This is a genomic window from Cohnella thailandensis (assembly GCF_014212135.1).
In the GTDB taxonomy this organism is placed as follows: Bacteria; Bacillota; Bacilli; order Paenibacillales; family Paenibacillaceae; genus Cohnella; species Cohnella thailandensis.
This window is the reverse complement of the sequence record NZ_JACJVQ010000021.1, coordinates 1-22,113: the sequence shown is the minus strand read 5'-3', so window position 1 is coordinate 22,113 and position 22,113 is coordinate 1. Positions and strand designations below refer to the sequence as shown.

Sequence of the window (22,113 nt, the reverse complement as noted above, 5' to 3'; positions counted from 1 at the left end):
TGTCATTGACAAAGGAACTAGTGCCGTTTTATACTGTGAACAGTTGTAACACAGTTGATGAGAGAGGAAGCCAATCGCGAGGTATACAAATATCGATTTAACTGTGTTATTGATTAACACAATTTTACATGGAATTCATAGGAGGAATTTACAACATGGCAAACGTACTGTTCGTCAAAGCGAATAACCGTCCTTCCGAGCAAGCCGTCAGCGTAAAGCTGTACGACGCGTTCGTTAACGCTTATAAGGCCAACAACCCGAACGACACGATCACGGAACTGGATCTGTTCGCGGCGAATCTCCCCTACTACGACAACGACATGATGACCGGCCTGTACAAGCAGGCGAACGGAATCGAGGCGACTGCCGAAGAGAAGAAGCTGGCCGACCTTGCCAACGGCTACCTGGAGCAATTCCTGGCGGCGGACAAAGTCGTCTTCGCGTTCCCGCTGTGGAACTTCACGATCCCGGCTCAGCTTCTGACTTACCTGTTCTACCTGAACCAAGCGGGCAAGACGTTCAAGTACACGGCGGAAGGTCCGGTCGGCTTGGCCGGCGGCAAGAAGGTCGTGATCCTGAACGCTCGCGGCGGCGTATACTCCGATGGCCCGATGGCTCAGCTCGAGATGTCGGTCAACTACGTGAAGAACACGCTCGGCTTCTGGGGCATCACGGACGTCGAGACGGTTATCGTCGAAGGCCATAACCAGTTCCAAGACCGCGCTCAACAAATCATCGAGGAAGGCGTCGCTCAAGCGGCTAAGGTCGCGGGCGGCTTCTGATCTCGAATCATATAGATGCAAGAACCCGACGTCGGCGGCTGGCCGGCGTCGGGTTTTTGTCATAGTAATGGAAATAGCAGCCCTGGATACAGGGGAATCTTGGCTTATTGCGGGTTACGCATGCCGCGGGTAAGATTGATTTGTCTCATAAAAAGCTTGGATACGCTCATTGCGCCGAGAGCGGTCGCCGGTTAAGCTGATGGAAAACGCCTAATATGTAAACGGTTACGGAATAGAGGGGGAGGAACGGCGATGCTTGTACTGATCGTGGACGACGAGCTCGAGATTCGGGAAGGGCTTCGCGCGAATTTTCCCTGGGAGGATTACGGAATCGAAGAGGCGATAACCGCCGACGACGGAGACACGGGTCTGGCCGCCGCGCTCAAGCGCCGTCCCGACCTTATCGTGACGGATATCCGCATGAAGCGCATGTCCGGCCTGGAGCTCATCGAGAAGCTGTCGGCCGAGAGGCCGGAGGATTGGAAGTCGATCGTCGTCAGCGGGTACGACGATTACGAGATCGTTCGCCAAGCGATGAGGCTCGGCGCGATGGACTATATCCTGAAGCCGATCAACACGGCCGAGCTCGGCGAGATCGTTAGACGAATGGTCGATCAGTTGGAGAAGGAACGAATGGACCGGGAGCATCGGCAGCTCTTAAGCAGACAGGTGGAGAGCGCCCTGCCCAAGATGCGCGACGAGCTGTTGCGGGAGCTTCTCGAGATTCCGTACAATCCGTATCGCGAGACGAGGATCAGGCATCGGTTGACCACGCTTCAGCTGGATTGGGTGCTGAAGAAGAAGCTGGCCGTGCTGGCCATCGAGGTCGACGATATGAAGGCCATCGAGAACCGGGAAGGCTCCAGGCGGGAGAAGGAGCTGATTCTGTACGGCATCGGCAATGTCGTGAAGCAGACGCTGGAGGAGGACTGCTCCCTTCGGTCCGCGCTGTATCCGGATTCCAAGAATCGCTGGATCGTCGTCGCGGAATGCCGGGATTCCGGACAGCTGGAGGAACACCGGGAGCTCGGAGCGCTCTGCATCCGCCGAATCAATCAATTCGTGAAGGTGAACGTGAGCGCCGCCGTCTGCTCGGCTCCCGATTACGCGAGCGGGCTTCACGCGATGTATTCGGAGACGGAGGACATCCTGGAGCAGAAGGCGGTGTACGGCGGCAATCGGCTGCTGACAAGCCTTGGCTGGGAGAGCGCGACGGAGAAGCAGAATCCTTCGATCCGGCAGCCGGAAGAAGTACTCGACCTTATCCGCTACGGGACCGACGAGGACATCCGGGCCGCGATGGATCGTTTCGTGGAGATGGTCCAGTCGTGGGGAATGGCGCATATCCGCGACATTCAGCAGGGGATCTTCGAATGGCTGCTGGACTTGTTCAAGAAGGCCGCGGCGATCGGCTGGACGGAACGCGGCTGGGAGCGCAATCCGATGCTCGTCTGGGAGAGCCTCGAACAGTTCGACACGATGGAGTCGCTGCGCGATCGGAGCGAGAAGTATTTGCTGGACATGGCGGGCGATTTCCGCAAGCATGCCGCGTCCCCGAGCCAAATCACGCAAGAAGCCGACCGCTATATCCGCAAGCATTACGCGGAGTGCCTTACGCTGCCGAGCGTCGCCGCCGAGGTCCATGTGACCCCGGTATGGCTGAGCAAGCTGTTCAAGAAAGAAATGCGCAAGACGTTCCTCGAGCATCTGACCGATATTCGGATGGAGCACGCGAAGAAGATGCTGGCGGACGTCCGATACAAGATCTACGAGGTGTCGTCCGGCGTCGGCTACAAGGATCCGGTTCACTTCACGAAGCTGTTCAAGAAGCAGCTCGGCCTCACTCCGAAGGAATACCGGAAGCTGCAGGGGATCTCCGATGAATAAGCGGGTCTCGCTTCGGCTGGCGTCGTCGTTCCGCAATCGGATGATACTGATCTTTTTCATGATCATTATCGTCCCTTTTTTATTGTTCGCGTACTATGCGCACATCAAGTCCATCGAGGGGATCTCGAACGCGAACCTGTCGATGACGAACAATTACTTGCTCCAAGCGCGGAAGAACTTCGAGATCTACTTGAACGCGCTGAACGACCAGGTGAACGAGCTGATCGGCAACAAGACGCTTCAGGACCTGCTCGAGACTCCGCCGGCCAATTCCTCGGAGGCGGACATCGCGACGGTGAACCTGCTTACCGTCATCTACCAGAAGTCGGCCCAGATCGACGCCTTCCGGGTCCGGGTCTATCCGATCGATCCTTCGAAATATCCGGACTACATGAGCACGATCGGAGAACCGGCAGCCGTTGCCCGGGAAGAATGGTTCCTTCATTCCGTCGCCACGGTCAGTCCGACCTGGCAGCTGTTCATGCCGGAGAAGGGCAAGCAGGACCGGCCGGTGCTTACCTACATCAAGCGGTTCTCGGGCTTGTACGACCAGAAGCTGAGAGGACTCATCGCGACCGACTTGACGGAGGATCAACTGAAACGATATTTGTCGCCTACGGGACAGCTGATCGAGCAGAGAATCCTGCTTCTCGAGAATACCGGCAAGGTACTGTTCGATTCCTCCGAGAACGAATGGACGGGCGGAGGCTTTCCTTCCTCGCGCCTGGTAAAGGACATCGGGCAGGAGCGGCAGGGCTCGCGAACGATCTCGCTGGAAGGAGGCAAGTACCTGGCGAGCTACGTCCGGATGGACAGCCAGCCTTGGGCGATCGTGAGCGTTACGCCGCTGAAGGATCTGACGGGGACGATCGACGAGATCAATCGCGTCCTCGTTCTTTTCCTGATCGTCTATCTGCTCTGCTGCATCGGCGTCGTGCTGTATATTACGATGTACTTCACCCAGCCCATCGCCAAGCTTGTCCGGTACATGAGACGGATGGAATCGGGAGACTTTCAATTCAAGCTCCGGGGCTCGTCCCGCAAGGACGAGGTCGGCTGGCTCTACCGCGGCTTCGGCAGCCTGGTGCATAAGATCGAAGGGCTGATCGACCAAGCGTCGAAGGCGGAGCGGCAGAAGAAGGAGCTGGAGTTCCAGGTGCTCAGCCACCAGATCAACCCGCACTTCCTGTACAACACGCTGGAGTCGATCCGCTGGAAAGCGGAGAACCACGGGAGAAGCGACATCGGCGAGATGGTGTCGGCGCTCGGGAATTTGCTCCGGCTTAGCCTGAACCAGGGCAAGGAGATCACGACGCTCGGCCGCGAGATCGAGCAGGTGAAAGCCTACGTGCAGATAGAGCAAGCCCGCATGGGACAGCCGATCCGCATTCTGTATTCCGTGGACGGCGAGCTGAAGGACACGCCTTTCCTGCGTCTCCTGCTGCAGCCGCTCGTCGAGAACGCCATTCAGCACAGCATCCGGGACAACTTCGAGAACGGGAAAATCCTGATCACCGCCTACCGCGACGAATCGGACATCGTCATCGACCTGCTCGACAACGGCAACGGCATCCCGCAAGAGGTGCTGGAGAAGCTCGACCTCGAGGGGCAGACGCAGCTTGCGCCGGGAGGGGAAGGCCCGAAGGGAGTCGGCCTCCGGAACGTGAACGAGAGGCTGAAGCTGTACTTCGGCGAGCCTTACAAGCTGAGCGTCGAGACGAGTCCGGGCCGAGGGACGAAGATCACGCTGCGCCATCCGATTCTGCCGTCCGAGACCGAAATCAAGCCTTAACCGCCTACTTTTTTCGGGAGGAGGCTGCCCCAAGCGCGAGCTTGGCAGGCGGCCTCTTTTTCGTTTTCCCCGCGCCGATCGCCTTATGGACAACAGGCCAAGATGCAACGGCAAAGGATAAGATCCGCTCATGGTATCGCTTACACGCTCCCCTTATCATTAAAGCATCACGAACGACAGAAAGGGAAAATGCCTATGAAACGACACGGCGTCCTCCGCGAACTGATCCAGAATCGACAGCTGCTCGTTATGTTCCTTCCCGTTGCGACGCTTCTCTTTCTCTTCTGCTATCTCCCGCTGTCCGGACTAATCATCCCGTTCAAGGACTTCGACTTCAGCAAGGGGATCTTCGGCAGCGATTGGATGGACCCGCTCTTCAACAACTTCGATTACCTGCTGTCCTCGGACGTCGCCTACCGGGCGATCCGCAACACGGTGCTGCTCAATGCCCTGTTCATCGCGGTCGGCCTTCTCTTCGAGGTGGGCTTCGCCCTCGTCCTCAACGAGCTGCGCAACAAGTACTTCAAGCGAATCACCCAATCGCTGACGTTCCTGCCGTTCTTCATCTCCTGGATCGTCGTCGGCGTGTTCACCTACAACCTGTTGAACTACGACAATGGGGCGATCAACCGGTTTCTGGAGTGGCTGGGCTTCGAGGCGGTCGACTTCTACAGCAACGCCGGCCTGTGGCCCGCCATTCTGGTCATCGCGTTGCGTTGGAAAATGACGGGCTACGGAACGATCATCTACCTGGCCGCGCTGACCTCGATCGATCACTCCTACTACGAGGCGGCATCCATCGACGGGGCATCAAGGTGGCAGCAGATTCGCTACATCAGCCTTCCGATGCTGCGGCCGACGATCATCATTCTGACGCTGCTCGCGATCGGGCGTATCATGAACGCGGACTTCGGCATGTTCTACGCCATGGTCGGAGACGCTTCGCCCCTGTTCCCGACGACGGACGTTATCGACACGCTGGTCTATCGCAGCCTTCGCAAGTCGGGCGACATCGGCATGGCCTCCGCGGCCGGCTTCCTGCAATCGGTCATCGCCTTCGTTCTCGTGCTGGCTAGCAACCATGCCGCCCGCAAGATCGACCGGGATTCCGCCATTTTCTAAAGTCGTACCGCTTACGAGAGAGGAGGCCGCGCTTATGCCGCTAGCCAAGAAGTTTTCGTGGAGCCAAACCGCGCTGATGATCATCGTCGGACTGTTCAGCCTCGCCTGCCTGTTCCCGTTCCTGATGGTCATCTCCGGGTCGCTCAGCACCGAGAAGGACATTGTCAATTACGGCTACTCCCTCCTTCCGAGGAACGTCACCTTCGATTCGTATCGCATTCTCCTGCTCGGCTCCAACCGGATCGTCGATGCTTACGTCATCAGCATTATCGTCACGACCGTCGGCACGGCGCTGTCGATCGTCGTGAACGGCATGGGAGGTTACGTTATGGCCCGCCGGTCGTTCCGCTACCGGAACGTTCTCTCCGTCTACGTCATCATCACGATGCTGTTCAGCGGGGGACTCGTTCCTTGGTATATCATCTGCGTTCGCTATCTCGATCTGAAGGACTCGATCTGGGCGATGATTCTTCCTCCGCTCGCCAACGCCTTCAACATGTTCCTCATCCGCAACTTCATGCAGAGCATCCCGGAGGATTTGTACGAATCGGCCAAAATCGACGGAGCCAGCGAATACCGCATCTTTTTCCGCCTGATCGCCCCGCTCTCCGTTCCCGTCCTCGCCACCGTCGGATTGTTCGTTGCCTTGGGCTACTGGAACGATTGGTTCCTCGGGCTCATGTTCATCGATAAGCAAGAGCTTCAACCGCTTCAACTGCTGCTCAGGGCGCTCATCTCGAACGTCGAATTCCTCAAGAGCTCCAGCAACGCGGCGGCGATGCAGCGAATCGCGCCGGCCATTCCGTCGGAATCGATCAAGATGGCGCTGACCGTCATCACGATCGGGCCTATCGTGTTCCTGTATCCGTTCGTGCAGCGCTACTTCGTCAAGGGCCTCATGGTCGGGGCGGTCAAAGGATAACTATATCAGCCTAGGCTGGATAGTATACAATCGAATGAAGGGGAGAGGTTGACAGATGCCGAAAAAAGGTTCCAAAATGGCGCTCCTGCTCGCCATGGTCATGCTCATAAGCGCGATTCTGGCGGCATGCAGCAACAACGATGGCAATAAAGGCGCGAACGGCGCGAGTCCTTCCGACTCGGGCGCATCGCCTTCCGGCGGCGGAGCATCCGCATCCGAACCGGCCAAGGAGGAAGAGGAAGTGACGCTGAAGTTCTACTTCGGCGGAGACAAGAAGGCCGCGACGGACGAAGTATGGTCCGCGGTCAGCGACTACGTGAAACAGAAGGGCCTCAACGTCAAATTCGACATCAACTTCATCCCGTTCAACGACTTCAAGGACAAGATGCTCGTCATGGCCGCCTCGGGCGACAACTGGGACATGAACTTCGACGGAGATTGGCTCTCCTATAAGCAGATGGCCGCGAAGGGCTCCTACATGGCGCTGAACGATCTGCTGCCGGAGTACGCTCCGAATCTCTACAAGAAGTACCAGGAGCAAGGCACTTTGTCCGCCGCCACGGTTAGCGGGCAGATCGTCGGCCTTCCGTGGACGATGAAGATGAACCAGCGCCAATTCGTCACCTGGCGTTCCGACCTGGCCGACAAGGCGGGCCTGACGATCGCCCCGGACTCGGTCAAGACGATCGAGGACGTCGACAACCTGCTGCGCGAGTTCAAGAAGGCGTACCCGAACGAGAAGCTGAACCGCACGACTCCGCTCGCCATCTACATGATCCGCGACGAGTGGGTCGACCTGAACTTCCACCATCTCGGCTTCTACCTGAGCGATCCGAAGATGACGATCCAGCCGGTCGAGCAGCAGCCGTTCTATAAGGAAGCGGCGCTGAAGGCGAAGGAATGGTACGACGAGAAGCTGATCAACCGCGACGCGATGATCGACAAGCTCGACGGCGCCGCCGAATGGCGCAACGGCCGCACGGTCGTCACCTTCACCTCCCACGAATGGGTGAACGCCGACCCGGGCTTCTCCGATCCGTCCTTTAAGCAGCAGGCTTCACTGCTGTATCCGGACAAGAAACAAGTGAACCGGACACCTCTCGCGAACGTCGTGGCGATCAACCGCAACTCCAAGCATCCGGACCGCGTGCTGCGCTTCCTCGACATGCTCGAGACGGATCAGACGCTGTACGATCTCGTGCAGTACGGCATCGAAGGCAAGACGTATAAGCTGGACGGCGAGACGGCCGTCTATCCGGACGGCATGAACACGACCACTTCGAACTACATGGAATGGGGCGGCCAATGGGCGTTCTGGAAGCCGCAATACATGCGCCCGACGTCGACTTACCCGAAGGACTTCTGGCTCAAGGAAGCGGAATTCGCGAACGAGCCGATCAACGTGAATTCCCCGCTCGACGGCTTGTTCATCGCCGAAGACGCGATGAAGAACGAGCTCGCCAAGCGCGATCAAGCGATGGAAGAGATCAGCAAGCCGATCGAATTCGGCACCGTCAAGGACGTCGAGAAGTCGGTCGCCGATTATATCGAGAGGCAGAAGAAGAACGGCCTGGATAAGATCATCGCCGAGACGCAAAGGCAGATCGACGAGTACCTGGCCAGCCAGAAGTAAGAAGAATATCTCTTTGGGGAGGAGTCCTTTAGCCCGCATTATGGCTTAGTCAGCGTGGCAGCTCGAAGGGCTCCTTTTCTATCCAATCACGGATCTACACCAATAACGAATCTACTTCCAATCTCGAAGGGGGAACGATCGTGGGCTACAATCGCATACGTCGAACTTATCGTACGCTTCTATCGGGTATGCTGGCTTTGCTATTGGCTTTTGGCGGCATGGGCGGTCTTGGGGGACAAAGTTGGGGGGAGGGCTGGGGGCAGGGCATCGCTTCCGCCGAGGATCCGGCGAGCAGCGTGAGCATCGAGCTGGGCGAGACTCCGGTCGAGAACGGCATTGCGGCCCGGGCGGGAGACGCCGGCACCGGATTGATCGTCTCGGAGCTGGACGGCCGCGGCTACTGGCAGACGAACCGCTCTCCTGACGACGAGAGTTCGAGAATCATTTACTTCTATATGAATCTGGACGATGAATTCACCGCGGATATCGCGGGGTACGACGTCGAGGTCAGCTTCGTCTACTACGACGCTGGCAACGGCAAAGCCGTCCTTCAATACGACGCCCAAGGAGAGAACAACTCCTTCAAGGACGCGCCTCTGTTCCAGTACGGGGATTCGGGCGCCTGGAAGACGCATGCGTTCGAGCTGAGCGACGCGAACTTCGCGAACCGGACGGGAGGCTCGGACTTCCGAATCGGCATCGAAGGGGGCGGGGCCAGCTGGCAGACGAACGCGGAGCTGAAGCTGGCCTCCGTCACCGTCACGAAGACGCCGAAGGCGGGTCCGGTCGATCAAGTCGGCATCGTTCTTGGGCCGACGGCTCTGGAGCAAGGAATCACGGCACGGGCCGGCGATAACCCGGACGGCTTGGTGACGGGAACCCGGGAGGGCAAAGGGTATTGGAAAACGAACCGGGCCGCTTCCGGAGACCGGACGTTGTACTTGTACATGAACGTGGACGACGGCTACTTGTTCGACAACGGGAACAACGACGTCTACGTGACGGTCGAGTATCTGGATGCGGGCAGCGGCAGCTTCGTGCTGCAGTACGACGCGTTGTCCGCCGCCTTCAAGGACAGTCCTCTCTTTACTTATCAGAACAGCGGCCAGTGGAAGAGCAAGACCTTCAAGCTGAGCGACGCGAGGTTCGCGAACCGCACGAACGGCTCCGACTTCCGGATCGGCATCGACGGGGGCGGCAATTCCCCGAATAACCCGGATTTGACGGTCGCTTCGGTTACCGTCAAGAAAGCGCCTCGCATCGTCGCGAGCTCGGAGACGAAGGTATACCAGACGACGCTCCCGACGGATGACGTCGTCATCGCGGACTTCGCCGTGACCGACTTCGGCGCGGCGGGAGATGGCGTTCATGACGATACGGCCGCCTTCCAGGAGGCGCTGGACGCGGCAGGCTCTAATGGCGGAGGCGTTGTTTTCGCGCCCGCGGGGCAGTACCGGATAAACGGCCATCTGACGATTCCGACCGGCGTCACCTTGCGCGGGGACTGGAAGAGCCCGGACGAGGCGAACGGCCAGGTGCTCGGAACGATTCTCGCCTCCTATGGGGGAAGAGGCTCGGAAGACGGCGACAGCTTCCTTCAGCTGCAGCCGGTCAGCGGCGTGACGAACCTGTCCGTCTGGTATCCGGAGCAGTCGCTCGCGGAGCCGGCCGCTTACCCTTGGACGATCGAGCAGCTGTCCGGGGACAGCGCGACGATGGAGAACCTGACGCTCGTCAACTCGTACAACGGCATCAAGATCGGGCCGGCATGGAACGAGCTCCATTACGTGAGGAACGTGTACGGAACCGCGCTTAAGACGGGAGTATTCCTTGACTATACGACCGACATCGGGCGGATCGAAGGGCTGAGCCTTTCTCCCGAGTACTGGTCGGGCTCCGGCCTGACAGGCGCGCCGGGAGAGGAAGAGCTGTTCGCCTACGCGACCGCGAACGCGGAAGGCGTCGTGATGGGACGCTCCGACTGGGAATACATGTCCGATATCAAGATCTCGGGCTTCAAGAACGGAATGAGAGTAACGACGAGAACCGGATCTCTGGAGACGGCGAACGCGCAGCTTTATCGCATCGATATCGAGAAGTGCCAGGTGGCGCTTAAGATCGAGGGAGTCAACGACTTCGGCCTGCTCGTGACGGACAGCCGCTTCCAGGCCGACCAAGGGGCGAACCCGAGGGCGATCTACGCGACGGAAGGCTTCCACTCCATCGCTCAGTTCAACGCGGTGACAGTAGACGGAGGCGTGAACGGCGCCGGCGTCTACAGCGAAGGCAATGGGGTTCTCTCCTTCGAGAACAGCCGGTTCGAGAGCTGGGGAGACGGCTCGTACGGGATTGAGCTGCACGGCGGCTCCCTGCTGCTCGGACAGTCGACGTTCTCCAGCGGAGAACGCCAGGTGAAGCTGGACGGTCCGGTCCAGACGGTGAACGCGATCAATTCCGGATTCGACGGCGGCGCGCTTCAGTTGGCGGACGAGAGCGAAGGAGCGGAAGTATCGGTTACTAACGATGCCCGTTACGAGATGGAGACGATCCCGACGGGCGTGGCGACCGACATCGCCGTTCAGCCGAAGCCGGCGAGCAATGGCTTGTTCAATGCGGCGGCAGCGCCGTACGAGGCGGATCGAAACGGGAATGCCGACGCGTCGGCTGCCATTCAGCAGGCGCTAAACGACGCAGCGGCGGCGGGAGGCGGAACGGTGTACCTGCCGGCAGGCATCTACCGCGTCGATTCTCCGATTACGGTGCCGAGCGGCGCGGAGCTGAGAGGCTCTTGGGACGTTCCGCACCATACGATCGGCGGCGGTACGGTTCTATTTACGACGTATGGGGAGAACCCGGACGCGAATACGCCGGCTCTTATAACGCTTGAAGCATCGGCGGGAGTTCGCGGTCTCTCCGTCTACTATGACGAGCAGGACTGGTACAACGTGAAGCCGTACGCCTGGACGATCCAAGGCAAGGGGCATAACGTCTACGCGATCGACACGACGCTTATCAACTCGTATCAGGGGCTCGACTTCGGCACTTACGACACGAGCGGCCATTACATCGATTACGTGGCAGGCTCTCCTCTGAAGGAAGGCATCTACCTCGGAGGCGGCTCGGAGGGCGGATTCCTGCGGAACGTACAGTTCAACCCGCACTACTACGGCCGCAACAATTACGTTAATCACCCTTCGACCGACGCCGACTTCAATCAGGTGTGGAACTATCAGAAGGAGCATCTGGACGCGTTCCGGATCGGGGACGTGAAGGACGAAGTTATTTTCAACACGTTCGTCTACGGCTCCCAGTACGGAATCCACTTTGAATCGGCGGGAGGCGAAGGACCGGAAGCGGTCGTCATCGGCCACGGAACCGACGGCAGCAAGAAAGGCGCTTATCTCGAGGGAGCGGGCGAAGCCGGACTGGTCTTCCTGAACGCCGAGCTGGTCTCGCTCAGCACGACGGATAAGGTTTATATCACTTTGGGAGAGAGCTTCGACTCGAAGGCGACCTTCTTCAACACCTCCATGTGGGGAGACACGACGAGATCGGTCGACATCTACGGAGGCAAGCTGAGGCTTCAGCAAGCGAACTTCACGACGGTCGGGCAAACGGGGATCAACGCGCTCGGGGGCGACATCGAGCTCTACGACTCTTACTTCCAGCAGCCTCGGACCACGCATGTTTATGCCTCTCCGGATATCGAGCGGCTCGTCGTCGCGAACAACCTGTTCAAGGGCGGACTCCAGCTCGCGAACGAAGCGGGAACGAAGGTATTCGGCACGAATCTCGTACCGGTATCTCTAGCTCTGGAGAAGACGGCTCCGGATCGCGAGCATCCCGAAATCCCGAACGCTCGGTTGACGGTGACGAACGCGACGGTGCCGGGAGAGATCGGCGGCAAGCTCGAGCTTGTCCAGCCGTCGGCCTATGCGGCGAAGCTGACGCCGATTCGCTTCTCGAAGCTGGCGTTCGGCGAGAGCGAGGAGATCGATCTGCCTTATCTGTCTAGCGACTCGCTGAAGTACAGGATCACGCTCGACGACGGGCGGAGCTACCTCTCCTCCGTGAAGCTGGCCCAATCCTTCGCGGGCCGTTCGGCAGGAGACGCTCCCGCCATCGACATCTCTTCGCTCGACGAGTACAGCGGCGGGACGTGGGGAGGCGCGGATGACCTGAGCGCGTCGGCCGACCTCAGCTGGGATGACGAGAACATATACGTGAACGTGGACGTGCGCGACGATACGCACTCCCAAACGTTCCGCGGCGTCGATATCTGGCAAGGCGACAGCATCCAGATCGGCCTCGACCTGTCGCGCAAGGACGGCGCGGCCAGCAAGAACGTCAGCGAGCTCGGCTTCGCGCTCAACGACGACGGGACGATCTCGAAGTGGCGCTGGAAGGCTCCGGAGGGCCTGGCGACCGGCGACCTTGGCGACGCGGCGCAAGCGGTCATTACCCGCGACGAAGACGACAAGGCGACCCGGTACGAGATCGCGATTCCGTTCGCCAGCTTGCACGGGGCGGGCTACGAATTCGATCCGTCCGAGACGCTAGGCTTGACGCTTCTCATGAACGAGAACGACGGCAGCGGACGGGAAGGCTACATGGAATACAACCAGGGCATCGGCTCCAGCAAAGACTTCACCCTGTTCGGGGATTTGATTCTGCTCGAGGACTCCTACGAGGATTGGGCGGTCGCGGCGGCGGAAGCGGCCGTCGATAAGGCGAAGGATTCGCGCGCCGAGCTGGACATCGACGCGGCTCGCAACTTCGTCAGCGTGCTTAAGGACGGCGCCAAGAAAACCGCTCTGACCGCCCGTTTGGATGCTTTGGGTTCGACGGGTAACGGTAACGGCAACGGTCATGGTAACGGCAACGGTCATGGTAACGGCAACGGTCATGGTAACGGCAACGGTCATGGTAACGGTAACGGCAATGGCAACGGTCATGGAAACGGGAACGGGAATGGCCATGGCAACGGCCACGGTAACGGCCACTACAAACGATAACTAGCGAGACTCCATTAAATCGAGCAAGCGGGGAAGTCGCGCGCTTGCTCGATTTTTCCTCTGCATGACGTTCGTACCGCTCATCCCGGCCTGCTAACAACACGCTTCGAATGCCTGGGAAAGTTTCGGATCGTCCCATTTGGCCGGGGGGAGAGCTGGCTTAGAATGAAGGCATACCGAAGGGAGGGAGAACCGCATGGCGAGAATTACCGGAATCAAGTGCATTCGGACAAGGAGGAACGGAGTCTGGACGATCGTGAAGGTGCTGACGGATCAGGATGGGCTTCACGGCATCGGATCGGCCAGCGACATGTACAACGCGGAGGCGGTCGTGCAGGTGATCGAGCAGCTGCTCGCCCCGCAGCTCATCGGCCGGGATCCGGCCCGCATCGAGGACATCTGGCAATCGCTGAACCTAAGCGGTTATTGGCGCAATGGAGCGGTTCTTCAGACGGCCATCGGCGGCATCGACATGGCTCTGTGGGATATCAAAGGCAAGGAGGCCGGCCTGCCGGTCTATCAATTGCTCGGAGGAGCGGTTCGGTCGGCGGTTCCCTGCTACGGACATGCCGGAGGAGCGGACATCGCGGAGCTGAAGGAGGACGTCCGCCGGCTGCGAGACGAGGGATATACGGTGATCCGCGCGCAGCTCGGAGGCTACGGAGGAGGCGGATTTCTGCCCAACGAAGCGGCGAACCTGCCCAAGAATCCGTGGTCCCCGCACAAAGTGTTCGACGAGCGAGCCTACCTGCAAGCCATCCCCGAGATGTTCGAGCAGCTCCGGGTAGAGTTCGGGCCGCAGCTTCCTTTTACCCATGACGTTCATGAGCACTTGTCGCCGATTCACGCGATCGAGCTGGCGAAGCGGCTGGAGCCTTACGGCCTCTTCTTCCTGGAAGACGCGCTTCCGCCGGAGCAGCTTGGCTGGTATCGCCAGTTGCGACAACGGTGCTCGACGCCGCAGGCGGTCGGCGAGCTATTCGTCAATCCGCAGGAGTGGACGACGCTGATCTCGGAGAGGTTGATCGACTTCATCCGGGTACGCGTCTCGAAGGGGGGAGGAATCAGTTCCTGCCGGAAAATCGCAACGTTGGCCGAAGCGTTCGGGGTCCGAACCGCTTGGCAGGAGGGCGGCGAGAACGACCCGGTCAACCAAGCGGCGGCGGTGCATCTGGACATGGCGATCTGGAATTTCGGCATTCAGGAAGTGAACCATTTCCGGCCGGAGGAGCGGGAGGCCTTCCCCGGGTTGATCGAACGGTCCGGAGGTTACCTGTACGTGAACGACAAGCCCGGACTGGGTCTGGACATCGACGAAGCCAAGGCGGAAAGGCTGCTCGGCGACGGGTGGTCGAGAACGGCTTACCATCAGCCTTATGCTCTCGATCGCAAAGCCGACGGGACGCTCGTTCGCCCTTAATCGGATAACGGAAGGGAGAGAATCCTCATGAAAACCATCGTGGTAACGGGCGGCAGCGGCAAGCTGGGGAGCGCGGTCATCCAAGGACTCATCGACAAGAAGTACCGCGTTCTCTCGCTAGACAATCGACATTCTCCGACCTTGCCTTGCACGCAGATTCTCGTCGACATGAACGACCTGGGGCAGGTGACAAGCGCGCTGGAGGGAGCGGACGCCATCCTCCACCTGGCCGCGATTCCGGCGCCGCTGGGTTATCCTCAATCCTATATTTTCGCCAACAATGTCCTTGGCGGGTATCATGTGCTTCAGGCGGCTTCGCTGCTTGGCATCCGCAAGATGGTGCTCGGCTCCAGCACGTCCTGCTACGGCATCGCCTGGGCTCCCGGGCCGCTCTCGCCCCGTTACCTCCCTATCGATGAGTCGCATCCCCATCTCGCGGAAGAAGTGTACGGCCTGTCGAAGACGATCAACGAGAAGACGGCGGAGATGTTCGCAAGGCGGGACGGAATTCAGACGATCAGCCTGCGCTTCTCCATGATCATGACGCCGGACAGCTACGAGGGAGCGGGCGAGAGTATCCGGAAGCCGGAACGCTTGCAAAAAATCCTATGGAGCTATATCGACATTCGAGACGCGGTCGAAGCTTGTATCGCCGCATTGGAGACGGATGCGAAGGGGCGGGCGTTCGCGCTCAACATCACGGGAGACGACACGCTCAGCGACCGGAGCACCGAGGAGCTTCTTCGCGAGTTTTATCCGGAGGTCCCCGATCTGGCGGGTTTGCGGGGAAGCGATCCCTTGTTCAGCAACGCCAAGGCTAAAGAAGTGTTGGGGTGGAAGCCGAAGCATTCGTGGCGAACGCAGCGTTAGCCTCGGTTGCGGCTTATAAATCTCCGGACATCCCGCACCTTAAGCAGCTTTACGTTTCTCGAGAGAAGCTTGCGGTCGGCGACGATCCAGGTATGGTCCTTGGAATTGCGGTTGCGGACGGCCAGGAATTGATACGGGCTTCCTGCGTATATCCGGTAGCCGCGAGAGAGGCAATCGGAGCAGAACTTCACGCACTCCCCGCGATTGCGGTCGGGGAAGGCGACCGTGCGGAATACGCGACTCCGCACGAGGAGCGTCGCTCCTTGCACGAGTGTCACGTATTTATTGGCTTGCGCATGGTATCGGAACAAAAGGGAATTCCGGTTCGCCAGCTGCATGAAATGGGCCCTTTTACCGACGATGTCGGCGCCGGTCCGCAGCAGATCCCGCATGCTCTCCGTCAAATAATCGGGAGCGTAATAGTCGTCGTCGTCGAACTTGGCGATATAGGGATGGCGGGCAAGCCGCACGCCGTCGTTCAGGCAGATTCCCAGAGTTTGCCGCTCCGGCCTGCTATGGATTCGGACGTCGGCGCTCCCCGCAGCGAACCGCGTGTATTCGGCAGGATTCAAGCCGTCATGGTTCAAGATGACGATAAGCTCTTTGTGCCGGTATTTCTGTCTGAAGTAGTTTGCAAAAAGGTTGCCGATGCATTCCGCGCGTTTGGTGCAAACGATGACGGACACGGCATTCTCCTGCGAGCGGTTCATCAAGTGCGAGCGGTTTATCAAGGCCGGATCCCCGCTCCCGGCTTGCGATGAACGTATTTCTTGTAATTATGCACGTTATGGACGAGTTTGTGGTGATCCAGAAGCTCTTTGTCGCTGATGACCCACGTATGATCGGCGGAATTTTTCCTCCGGATGGCGACGAAGTTGAATTTGTTTCCCGAATAGACTTTGAACCCCATCTTCCTGCAGCTTAAGCAGAAGAGATCGTCTTCCCCGACGCTGCGGTCGGGGAACCGGACTTTATCGAAGACTTGCCTGCGAAAAACGAGGGTGGCGCCGGGCAAGCGGGCAACGGGCCGATTCTCCGCTCCGGAGAATCGAAGAAGGAGCGACTTGGAGCCTTTCAAATACATATAATGCGACTTCTTGCCCACCACGTCCGCGCCTGTCCTCGCCAGGGTATCTATGCTGTCCGCCAAGTAGTAGGCCCCGTAATAATCGTCGTCGTCGAATTTGGCGACAAGGCCGAACCTCGCCTTGCGGACGGCCCGGTTTAAACAGGCCCCGAGCGAGAGGCGTTCGGGATAACGGTAAATGCGAACGTTGCGGAGAAGGCGGGCGGCGCGCAGGTAAGGCGAGAGGGGAATTCGGTCGTTGTTGACGATAATGATGAGTTCTTTCTTCGTATGGCTCTGGCGGAGGTAATTGCGGAACAAATTGTTTAAGTAATCGAAGCGATTCGTGCAGGCGATAACGGAAACGCCTGGTTGGCCGTAGTCGGAGCTTCGCGCGGCTCCCATATCCCCCACCCTTTCCAATCAGGCAGCTTAGAATATCCATTTACTATATTCCCGAGTTGGACAGGTGGCACGGCAACGAACCAGATAGGAAAAAGGCCGTCCCCCTTGCCAATTGGGCTAGGGGTGACGGCCTTTATCGTTGGTCTATTGGGCGAGCTGCCGGACCATCAACTCGCCTTCAGCCGATCGAAGAACGCGGCGATGGACAGCTCGGCGGCGCCCATGACGGCGGAGCGTCCTCCGAGCTCGGCGAAGAGAAGCTGAACGCCGCGGAGATGGAAGTTCAGCGCCCGTTCCTCGAGCGTCTTCCCGACGGCATCTTCGATCCACGGCTGGGCGCGGCTCATCCGGTTGCCGATGATCACGGCGTCCGGATTGAAGATGTTGACGATATTGGCGATGCCGACGCCCAAATACTCCCCGATGCCGGCGAGCAGCATGCGAACCTTCTCGTCCCCGGCTTCGGCCGCGGCGAGAAGCTCGTCCAGGTCTCCGGGGAAGCCGAGCTCGCGCGCTTGCTCCAGAAGCGCCTGCTCGGAAGCGTACAGCTCCCAGCAGCCCCGGTTGCCGCAGCGGCACGGCTTGCCGTGCGCTTCGACGGACAGATGGCCGAGCTCTCCCGAGAAGCCGGAGGAGCCTTTGTATAACGTGCGCTGCAGGATGAGGCCGGTGCCGATGCCGATGCCCACGCTCACGTACACCATGTTGGAGACGCCGCGGCCGCTTCCGAAGGTTCTCTCCCCGAGCGCGCCGACGTTCGCTTCGTTATCGATGAGCACCGGAATGCCGAACGTCCGGCTCAACGCGTCCTTCAGCGGAACCTCCCGCCAGTTCATGTTCGGGGCGTAGAGCACCGAGCCGGAGGAATCGACGAGACCGGGAACCCCGACGCCGATGCCGACGACGCCGAAGGGACTGTCCGGCGCTTCGGAGATAAGGCTTCGGATGAAAGGACGAAGCACGTTGAACACATCGTCCGGATCGCTGGCGGAGAGCGGCTCCCTCCGCTCGGCCACGACGGCTCCCCGCAGATCGGTCAGCACTCCGCGCAAGTAGTTGACCCCGAGGTCGATGCCTACCGAATACCCCGCCGTCGAGATGAATTCCAGCATCACGGGCTTGCGCCCTCCGCTGGAGACGCCGGTGCCGATCTCCCTCACCAGCTGATTATCGATCAAATCCTGCACCAGCGAGGAGACCGTCGCCTTGTTCAGACCGGTTACCTCGGAGATCTTGGCTCTGGATAGAGGCTCTTCGCGCAGAATGGCCTCCAGCACGATGGCGGTGTTGATACGTTTGATCAGCGCCTGATCTCCCGTCGTTGTCTTGGTCATATCCGGTACGGCTCCTTGTGCATGCAGGCATGCGGAATGAATTCGCTGCTCTGGCAAGAATCTTCTCCTCATCATAACACAATAAAAAAAGTGGTCAACTTTGTTTATTCAATAGACAAACTAACTTGCGGATGATATGCTTAATGCATGGCATGCGGCACTCGGGTGGAACGATAAGAAGCATGTTCCGCTGACGCGTGCACGCGCTTACAATTGCAAGTCCACTATTCTACATTCATTTAGGAGGCCATCTATCCATGAGCTTTTTCCCGAATGTCCCTGAAATCAAGTATGAAGGCCGCGGCTCCAAGAACCCGTTCGCTTACAAGCACTACAACCCGCAAGAGGTTGTCCTCGGCAAGACGATGGAAGAGCATCTGCGCCTCGCCGTAGCTTACTGGCATACATTCAACGCGAACGGCACCGACCCGTTCGGCGCCGGCACCGCCGTGCGCAGCTGGGATTCCCTGTCTCCGCTCGACAAGTCGAAGGCTCGCGTAGAAGCGAACTTCGAGCTTCTCGTGAAGCTGGGCGTTCCGTTCTACGCGTTCCATGACGCGGACATCGCTCCGGAAGGCGCGACGCTCGCCGAGACGAACAAAAACATCGACGTCATCGTCGCCAAGCTGAAGGAATTCCAGCAATCGACCGGCAAGAAGCTGCTCTGGAACACGGCGAACCTGTTCACGAATCCTCGCTACGTTCACGGCGCCAGCACTTCCAACAACGCCGAAGTGTTCGCTTACTCGGCCGCGACCATTAAGAAGATGCTGGAAGTCGGCAAGGAGCTCGGAGCCGAGAACTACGTGTTCTGGGGCGGCCGCGAAGGTTACGAATCCCTGCTCAACACGGACATGGGCCTTGAGCTCGACAACCTGGCTCGCATGCTTCACATGGCAGTCGACTATGCGAAGGAAATCGGCTTCGGCGCCCAATTCCTGATCGAGCCTAAGCCGAAGGAGCCGACGAAGCACCAATACGATTTCGACTCGGCAACGGCTCTTCAATTCCTGCAGAAGTACGGCTTGAAGGACTACTTCAAGCTGAACATCGAAGCGAACCACGCGACGCTGGCCGGACACACGTTCGAGCATGAGCTCCGCGTAGCCCGTCTGAACAACGCTTTGGGCTCCATCGACGCCAACCAAGGCGACTACCTGCTCGGCTGGGATACCGACGAGTTCCCGTTCGACCTGTACAGCACGACGCTGGCGATGTACGAAATCCTCAAGAACGAAGGCGGCCTCGGCAAGGGCGGCGTCAACTTCGACGCGAAGGTTCGCCGGACTTCCTTCGAGGACGCGGATCTGTTCTACGCCCACATCGCGGGTATCGACGCGTACGCTCACGGCTTGAAGGCCGCGGCTAAGCTGATCGAAGAGCGCGTTCTGGACGGCATCATCGACGATCGCTACAGCAGCTACCGCGAAGGCATCGGCGCCGAGATCGTTGCCGGCAAGGCAAGCCTCAAGTCGCTTGAGCAATACGTCCTGTCGCAGCAACAGCCGATCAAGAACCAATCCGGCCGCCTGGAGCAAATCCGCGCGACGCTGAACGAAGTTATCTTCAGCGTATAAGCCTAAGCAAGATTTTTAGCCGGAACGATCAAACGAGAAGAACCGCCCCCCGGAATATCCGAGGGGCGGCTTTCGCGAGGAGGAGCGCAGCCAAATGAAATACGTAATCGGGGTCGATCTGGGGACTAGCGCCGTGAAGACGCTGCTTGTCTCCCAAGCGGGCGAGGTAACCGCCGAAGCGACGAAGGAGTACCCGCTGTACCATGAACGCTCGGGCTGGAGCGAGCAGGACCCGGAGGATTGGGTCGCCGGAACGCTAGAGGCGCTTAAAGAGCTCGTCGCGAAGTCCGGCGTCTCCGCCGAAGACATCGAAGGCTTAAGCTTCTCCGGCCAGATGCACGGGCTCGTGCTGCTGGACCCGGCGGGCAAGCCGGTGCGCCGCGCGATTCTGTGGAACGACACGCGCACGACGGAACAATGCCGCCGGATCGAGCGCACGCTCGGAGAGAAGCTTCTCTCCGTTACCCGCAATCCGGCGCTGGAAGGGTTCACCCTCCCGAAGATTCTATGGGTGCGGGAGCACGAGCCGGAGGCGTTCGCGAAGGCAAGCCGCTTCGTGCTGCCGAAGGATTACGTCCGGTATCGCCTGGACGGAGCGATCCATATGGACCTGTCCGACGCCGCGGGAACGCTGATGCTCGACGTCGCCGGCAAGAGCTGGAGCCAAGACGTTCTGTCCGCGTTCGAGCTCGCGCCGGAATTCTGCCCTCCGCTTGTCGAAGCGAGCGCCCAGACCGGCACGCTTCTGCCTGAAGTCGCGAGCGCTGTAGGCTTGACCGCCTCCACGAAGGTGTTCGCCGGCGGCGCGGACAACGCTTGCGGCGCGATCGGCTCCGGCATCCTGAAGCCGGGCCTGACGCTGTGCAGCATCGGCACCTCCGGAGTCGTGCTCACTTACGAGCCGGATGCTTCGGCCGACTACAAGGGCAAGGTTCACTTCTTCAACCACGGCAAGGCAAACTCGTTCTACGCCATGGGCGTCACGCTGGCGGCGGGCTACAGCCTCAGCTGGTTCCGCGGCACGTTCGCGAAGGGCGAGTCGTTCGAAGCTCTCACGGCGGGCATCGACGAGATCAAGCCGGGCTCGAACGGCTTGCTGTTCACCCCGTACATCGTCGGGGAGAGAACCCCTCACCCGGATGCGGTCATTCGCGGCAGCTTCATCGGCATGGACGGGGCTCATACGAGAGCGCATTTCACCCGCGCGGTAATGGAAGGCATCACCTTCTCGCTCAACGAATCGGTCGACATGTTCCGCGAAGCGGGCAAGACGGTCGATACGATCGTCTCGATCGGCGGAGGAGCGAAGAATCCGGTCTGGCTGCAGATGCAGGCGGACATCTTCCAAGCGGAGGTCGTCGCTCTCGAGAACGAGCAAGGACCCGGTCTCGGAGCCGCCATGCTCGCGGCCGCCGGCTGCGGATGGTTCCCTTCGCTCGACGCTTGCGCGGACGTCTTCGTGAAGCGTGCGAAGACCTACCGGCCTATTCCGGAGAACGCAGCGGAATACGCGAAGCTGTTCCGGATTTACCAGCAGGTATACGGCAAGACGAAGGAATTGAACGAAGCGTTGTCCGCTTTCCGAAACTAACTTTATCCTATAGAATAAAAGGAGGTAACTTGTCATATAAGATGACCAGGTTGCCTCCCTTGCAGGAAGAGCCCCGTATTTCCGGCCGGTAACCGGAGGGGCTCTTTCTTTGTCATTCCTAGGGGATGGCGTATTCGGAAGGAGCGTATAGGGTGCCGGGCGCAAGGGGAACGATAGGGGAAAATGCTGCGACGGGAGAGAAACCCATGAACCATACGTCCATTCTGTTTCAATTCCCTCAGGAGCAGGCGGCCAGAGTCGCGTACGACACGCTTGCCGAGCTGGGCTACGACCCTCAGCTCCATGAAGGGGGCAGGCTTCACATCCACGTCATTCGCGAGGACCTCACCTCCGCGTTGGAGATCGTTCAGAGCCACGGAGGCGAGCTCGTCGAGTCGGAGGATGGGAACTCCGAGGTCGAGTCGATGGCTTGCGTCGAATACGGACTGGACAGCATCCCGATCCCCGCTCACCTCGTCAACGAGGACTGGGTGTCGATTGAGGAGAACGGACAAGGAGAGCTGACCGCTTGGGATCGCGAGCAAGCCGAAGTGAGGGAGCTCGATCCCGATCCGGGCGCGTACGACACCTTCGAAGCGAGATAGCCTTACCGGAACTCGCTCCATACGGAAGAAAAACGGTAGACATCGACGGCCGACAGCCGGGCGATGTCTTTTTTGTATAAGAAAACCCCCAG

The 22,113-nt window shown here is 59.4% G+C and carries 15 protein-coding genes; 12 read left to right on the top strand and 3 right to left on the bottom strand.

Going from position 1 to position 22,113, the window contains the following annotated elements:
* Window positions 1–155: 155 nt before the first annotated feature.
* From H7B67_RS24250 to H7B67_RS24210, 9 genes are all read left to right on the top strand, one after another.
* On the top strand, window positions 156–782 hold the full coding sequence (locus H7B67_RS24250; protein WP_185122467.1) for an FMN-dependent NADH-azoreductase: 627 nt from the start codon (window positions 156–158) through the stop codon (window positions 780–782).
* Window positions 783–1,034: 252 nt separating this feature from the next.
* Entirely contained in the window at window positions 1,035–2,669 is a 1,635-nt protein-coding gene (locus H7B67_RS24245; protein WP_185122466.1) for a response regulator, read from the top strand.
* Window positions 2,662–4,461, top strand: a complete 1,800-nt coding sequence (locus tag H7B67_RS24240; RefSeq protein ID WP_185122465.1) for a cache domain-containing sensor histidine kinase — start codon at window positions 2,662–2,664, stop codon at window positions 4,459–4,461. The genes H7B67_RS24245 and H7B67_RS24240 overlap by 8 nt, the downstream gene beginning before the upstream one ends.
* A 195-nt stretch (window positions 4,462–4,656) precedes the next feature.
* Window positions 4,657–5,583: an ABC transporter permease gene (locus H7B67_RS24235; protein WP_185122464.1), complete on the top strand. Its 927-nt coding sequence runs from the start codon at window positions 4,657–4,659 to the stop codon at window positions 5,581–5,583.
* A gap of 34 nt (window positions 5,584–5,617) precedes the next feature.
* On the top strand, window positions 5,618–6,505 hold the full coding sequence (locus tag H7B67_RS24230; protein WP_185122463.1) for a carbohydrate ABC transporter permease: 888 nt from the start codon (window positions 5,618–5,620) through the stop codon (window positions 6,503–6,505).
* A 55-nt stretch (window positions 6,506–6,560) separates the two neighbouring features.
* Entirely contained in the window at window positions 6,561–8,138 is a 1,578-nt protein-coding gene (locus H7B67_RS24225; protein WP_185122462.1) for an extracellular solute-binding protein, read from the top strand.
* 140 nt (window positions 8,139–8,278) lie between these two features.
* Window positions 8,279–13,153, top strand: coding sequence for a glycosyl hydrolase family 28-related protein (locus H7B67_RS24220; RefSeq protein ID WP_185122461.1), 4,875 nt, complete (start codon window positions 8,279–8,281; stop codon window positions 13,151–13,153).
* Between the two features lie 196 nt (window positions 13,154–13,349).
* Window positions 13,350–14,573: an enolase C-terminal domain-like protein gene (locus H7B67_RS24215; RefSeq protein WP_185122460.1), complete on the top strand. Its 1,224-nt coding sequence runs from the start codon at window positions 13,350–13,352 to the stop codon at window positions 14,571–14,573.
* A 27-nt stretch (window positions 14,574–14,600) separates the two neighbouring features.
* Window positions 14,601–15,443 (top strand): NAD-dependent epimerase/dehydratase family protein, encoded by an 843-nt coding sequence (locus tag H7B67_RS24210; RefSeq protein WP_185122459.1) that lies wholly within the window; start codon window positions 14,601–14,603, stop codon window positions 15,441–15,443.
* On the opposite strand, the gene H7B67_RS24205 is transcribed toward H7B67_RS24210, so the two are convergent.
* From H7B67_RS24205 to H7B67_RS24195, 3 genes are all read right to left on the bottom strand, one after another.
* On the bottom strand, window positions 15,440–16,174 hold the full coding sequence (locus H7B67_RS24205; protein WP_245364050.1) for a glycosyltransferase: 735 nt from the start codon (window positions 16,172–16,174) through the stop codon (window positions 15,440–15,442). The genes H7B67_RS24210 and H7B67_RS24205 overlap by 4 nt on opposite strands.
* Window positions 16,171–16,914 carry a glycosyltransferase family 2 protein gene (locus tag H7B67_RS24200; RefSeq protein ID WP_185122458.1) on the bottom strand — a complete coding sequence of 248 codons (744 nt, stop codon included), beginning with the start codon at window positions 16,912–16,914 and terminating at the stop codon, window positions 16,171–16,173. The genes H7B67_RS24205 and H7B67_RS24200 overlap by 4 nt, the downstream gene beginning before the upstream one ends.
* Before the next feature lie 167 nt (window positions 16,915–17,081).
* On the bottom strand, window positions 17,082–18,248 hold the full coding sequence (locus H7B67_RS24195) for an ROK family transcriptional regulator (protein WP_185122457.1): 1,167 nt from the start codon (window positions 18,246–18,248) through the stop codon (window positions 17,082–17,084).
* Between the two features lie 257 nt (window positions 18,249–18,505).
* Between H7B67_RS24195 and xylA the strand changes: the two genes are divergently transcribed.
* The 3 genes from xylA (at window position 18,506) to H7B67_RS24180 (ending at window position 22,021) form a co-directional block, all read left to right on the top strand.
* Window positions 18,506–19,825: a xylose isomerase gene (gene xylA / locus H7B67_RS24190; protein WP_185122456.1), complete on the top strand. Its 1,320-nt coding sequence runs from the start codon at window positions 18,506–18,508 to the stop codon at window positions 19,823–19,825.
* Between the two features lie 94 nt (window positions 19,826–19,919).
* Window positions 19,920–21,416 (top strand): xylulokinase, encoded by a 1,497-nt coding sequence (xylB, locus tag H7B67_RS24185; RefSeq protein WP_185122455.1) that lies wholly within the window; start codon window positions 19,920–19,922, stop codon window positions 21,414–21,416.
* Window positions 21,417–21,622: 206 nt separating this feature from the next.
* Complete coding sequence (locus H7B67_RS24180; protein ID WP_185122454.1) at window positions 21,623–22,021, top strand: hypothetical protein; 399 nt, start codon at window positions 21,623–21,625, stop codon at window positions 22,019–22,021.
* The last annotated feature ends 92 nt before the right edge of the window (window positions 22,022–22,113 follow it).

Excerpts from the sequence above, each read along its gene's own strand:
- H7B67_RS24200 (WP_185122458.1), bottom strand. The coding sequence starts at position 16,914 with ATGGGAGCCGCGCGAAGCTCCGACTACGGCCAACCAGGCGTTTCCGTT.
- xylA (WP_185122456.1), top strand. The coding sequence starts at position 18,506 with ATGAGCTTTTTCCCGAATGTCCCTGAAATCAAGTATGAAGGCCGCGGC.
- H7B67_RS24215 (WP_185122460.1), top strand. The coding sequence starts at position 13,350 with ATGGCGAGAATTACCGGAATCAAGTGCATTCGGACAAGGAGGAACGGA.
- H7B67_RS24235 (WP_185122464.1), top strand. The coding sequence starts at position 4,657 with ATGAAACGACACGGCGTCCTCCGCGAACTGATCCAGAATCGACAGCTG.
- xylB (WP_185122455.1), top strand. The coding sequence starts at position 19,920 with ATGAAATACGTAATCGGGGTCGATCTGGGGACTAGCGCCGTGAAGACG.
- H7B67_RS24210 (WP_185122459.1), top strand. The coding sequence starts at position 14,601 with ATGAAAACCATCGTGGTAACGGGCGGCAGCGGCAAGCTGGGGAGCGCG.
- H7B67_RS24225 (WP_185122462.1), top strand. The coding sequence starts at position 6,561 with ATGCCGAAAAAAGGTTCCAAAATGGCGCTCCTGCTCGCCATGGTCATG.
- H7B67_RS24195 (WP_185122457.1), bottom strand. The coding sequence starts at position 18,248 with ATGACCAAGACAACGACGGGAGATCAGGCGCTGATCAAACGTATCAAC.
- H7B67_RS24250 (WP_185122467.1), top strand. The coding sequence starts at position 156 with ATGGCAAACGTACTGTTCGTCAAAGCGAATAACCGTCCTTCCGAGCAA.
- H7B67_RS24240 (WP_185122465.1), top strand. The coding sequence starts at position 2,662 with ATGAATAAGCGGGTCTCGCTTCGGCTGGCGTCGTCGTTCCGCAATCGG.
- H7B67_RS24180 (WP_185122454.1), top strand. The coding sequence starts at position 21,623 with ATGAACCATACGTCCATTCTGTTTCAATTCCCTCAGGAGCAGGCGGCC.
- H7B67_RS24230 (WP_185122463.1), top strand. The coding sequence starts at position 5,618 with ATGCCGCTAGCCAAGAAGTTTTCGTGGAGCCAAACCGCGCTGATGATC.
- H7B67_RS24245 (WP_185122466.1), top strand. The coding sequence starts at position 1,035 with ATGCTTGTACTGATCGTGGACGACGAGCTCGAGATTCGGGAAGGGCTT.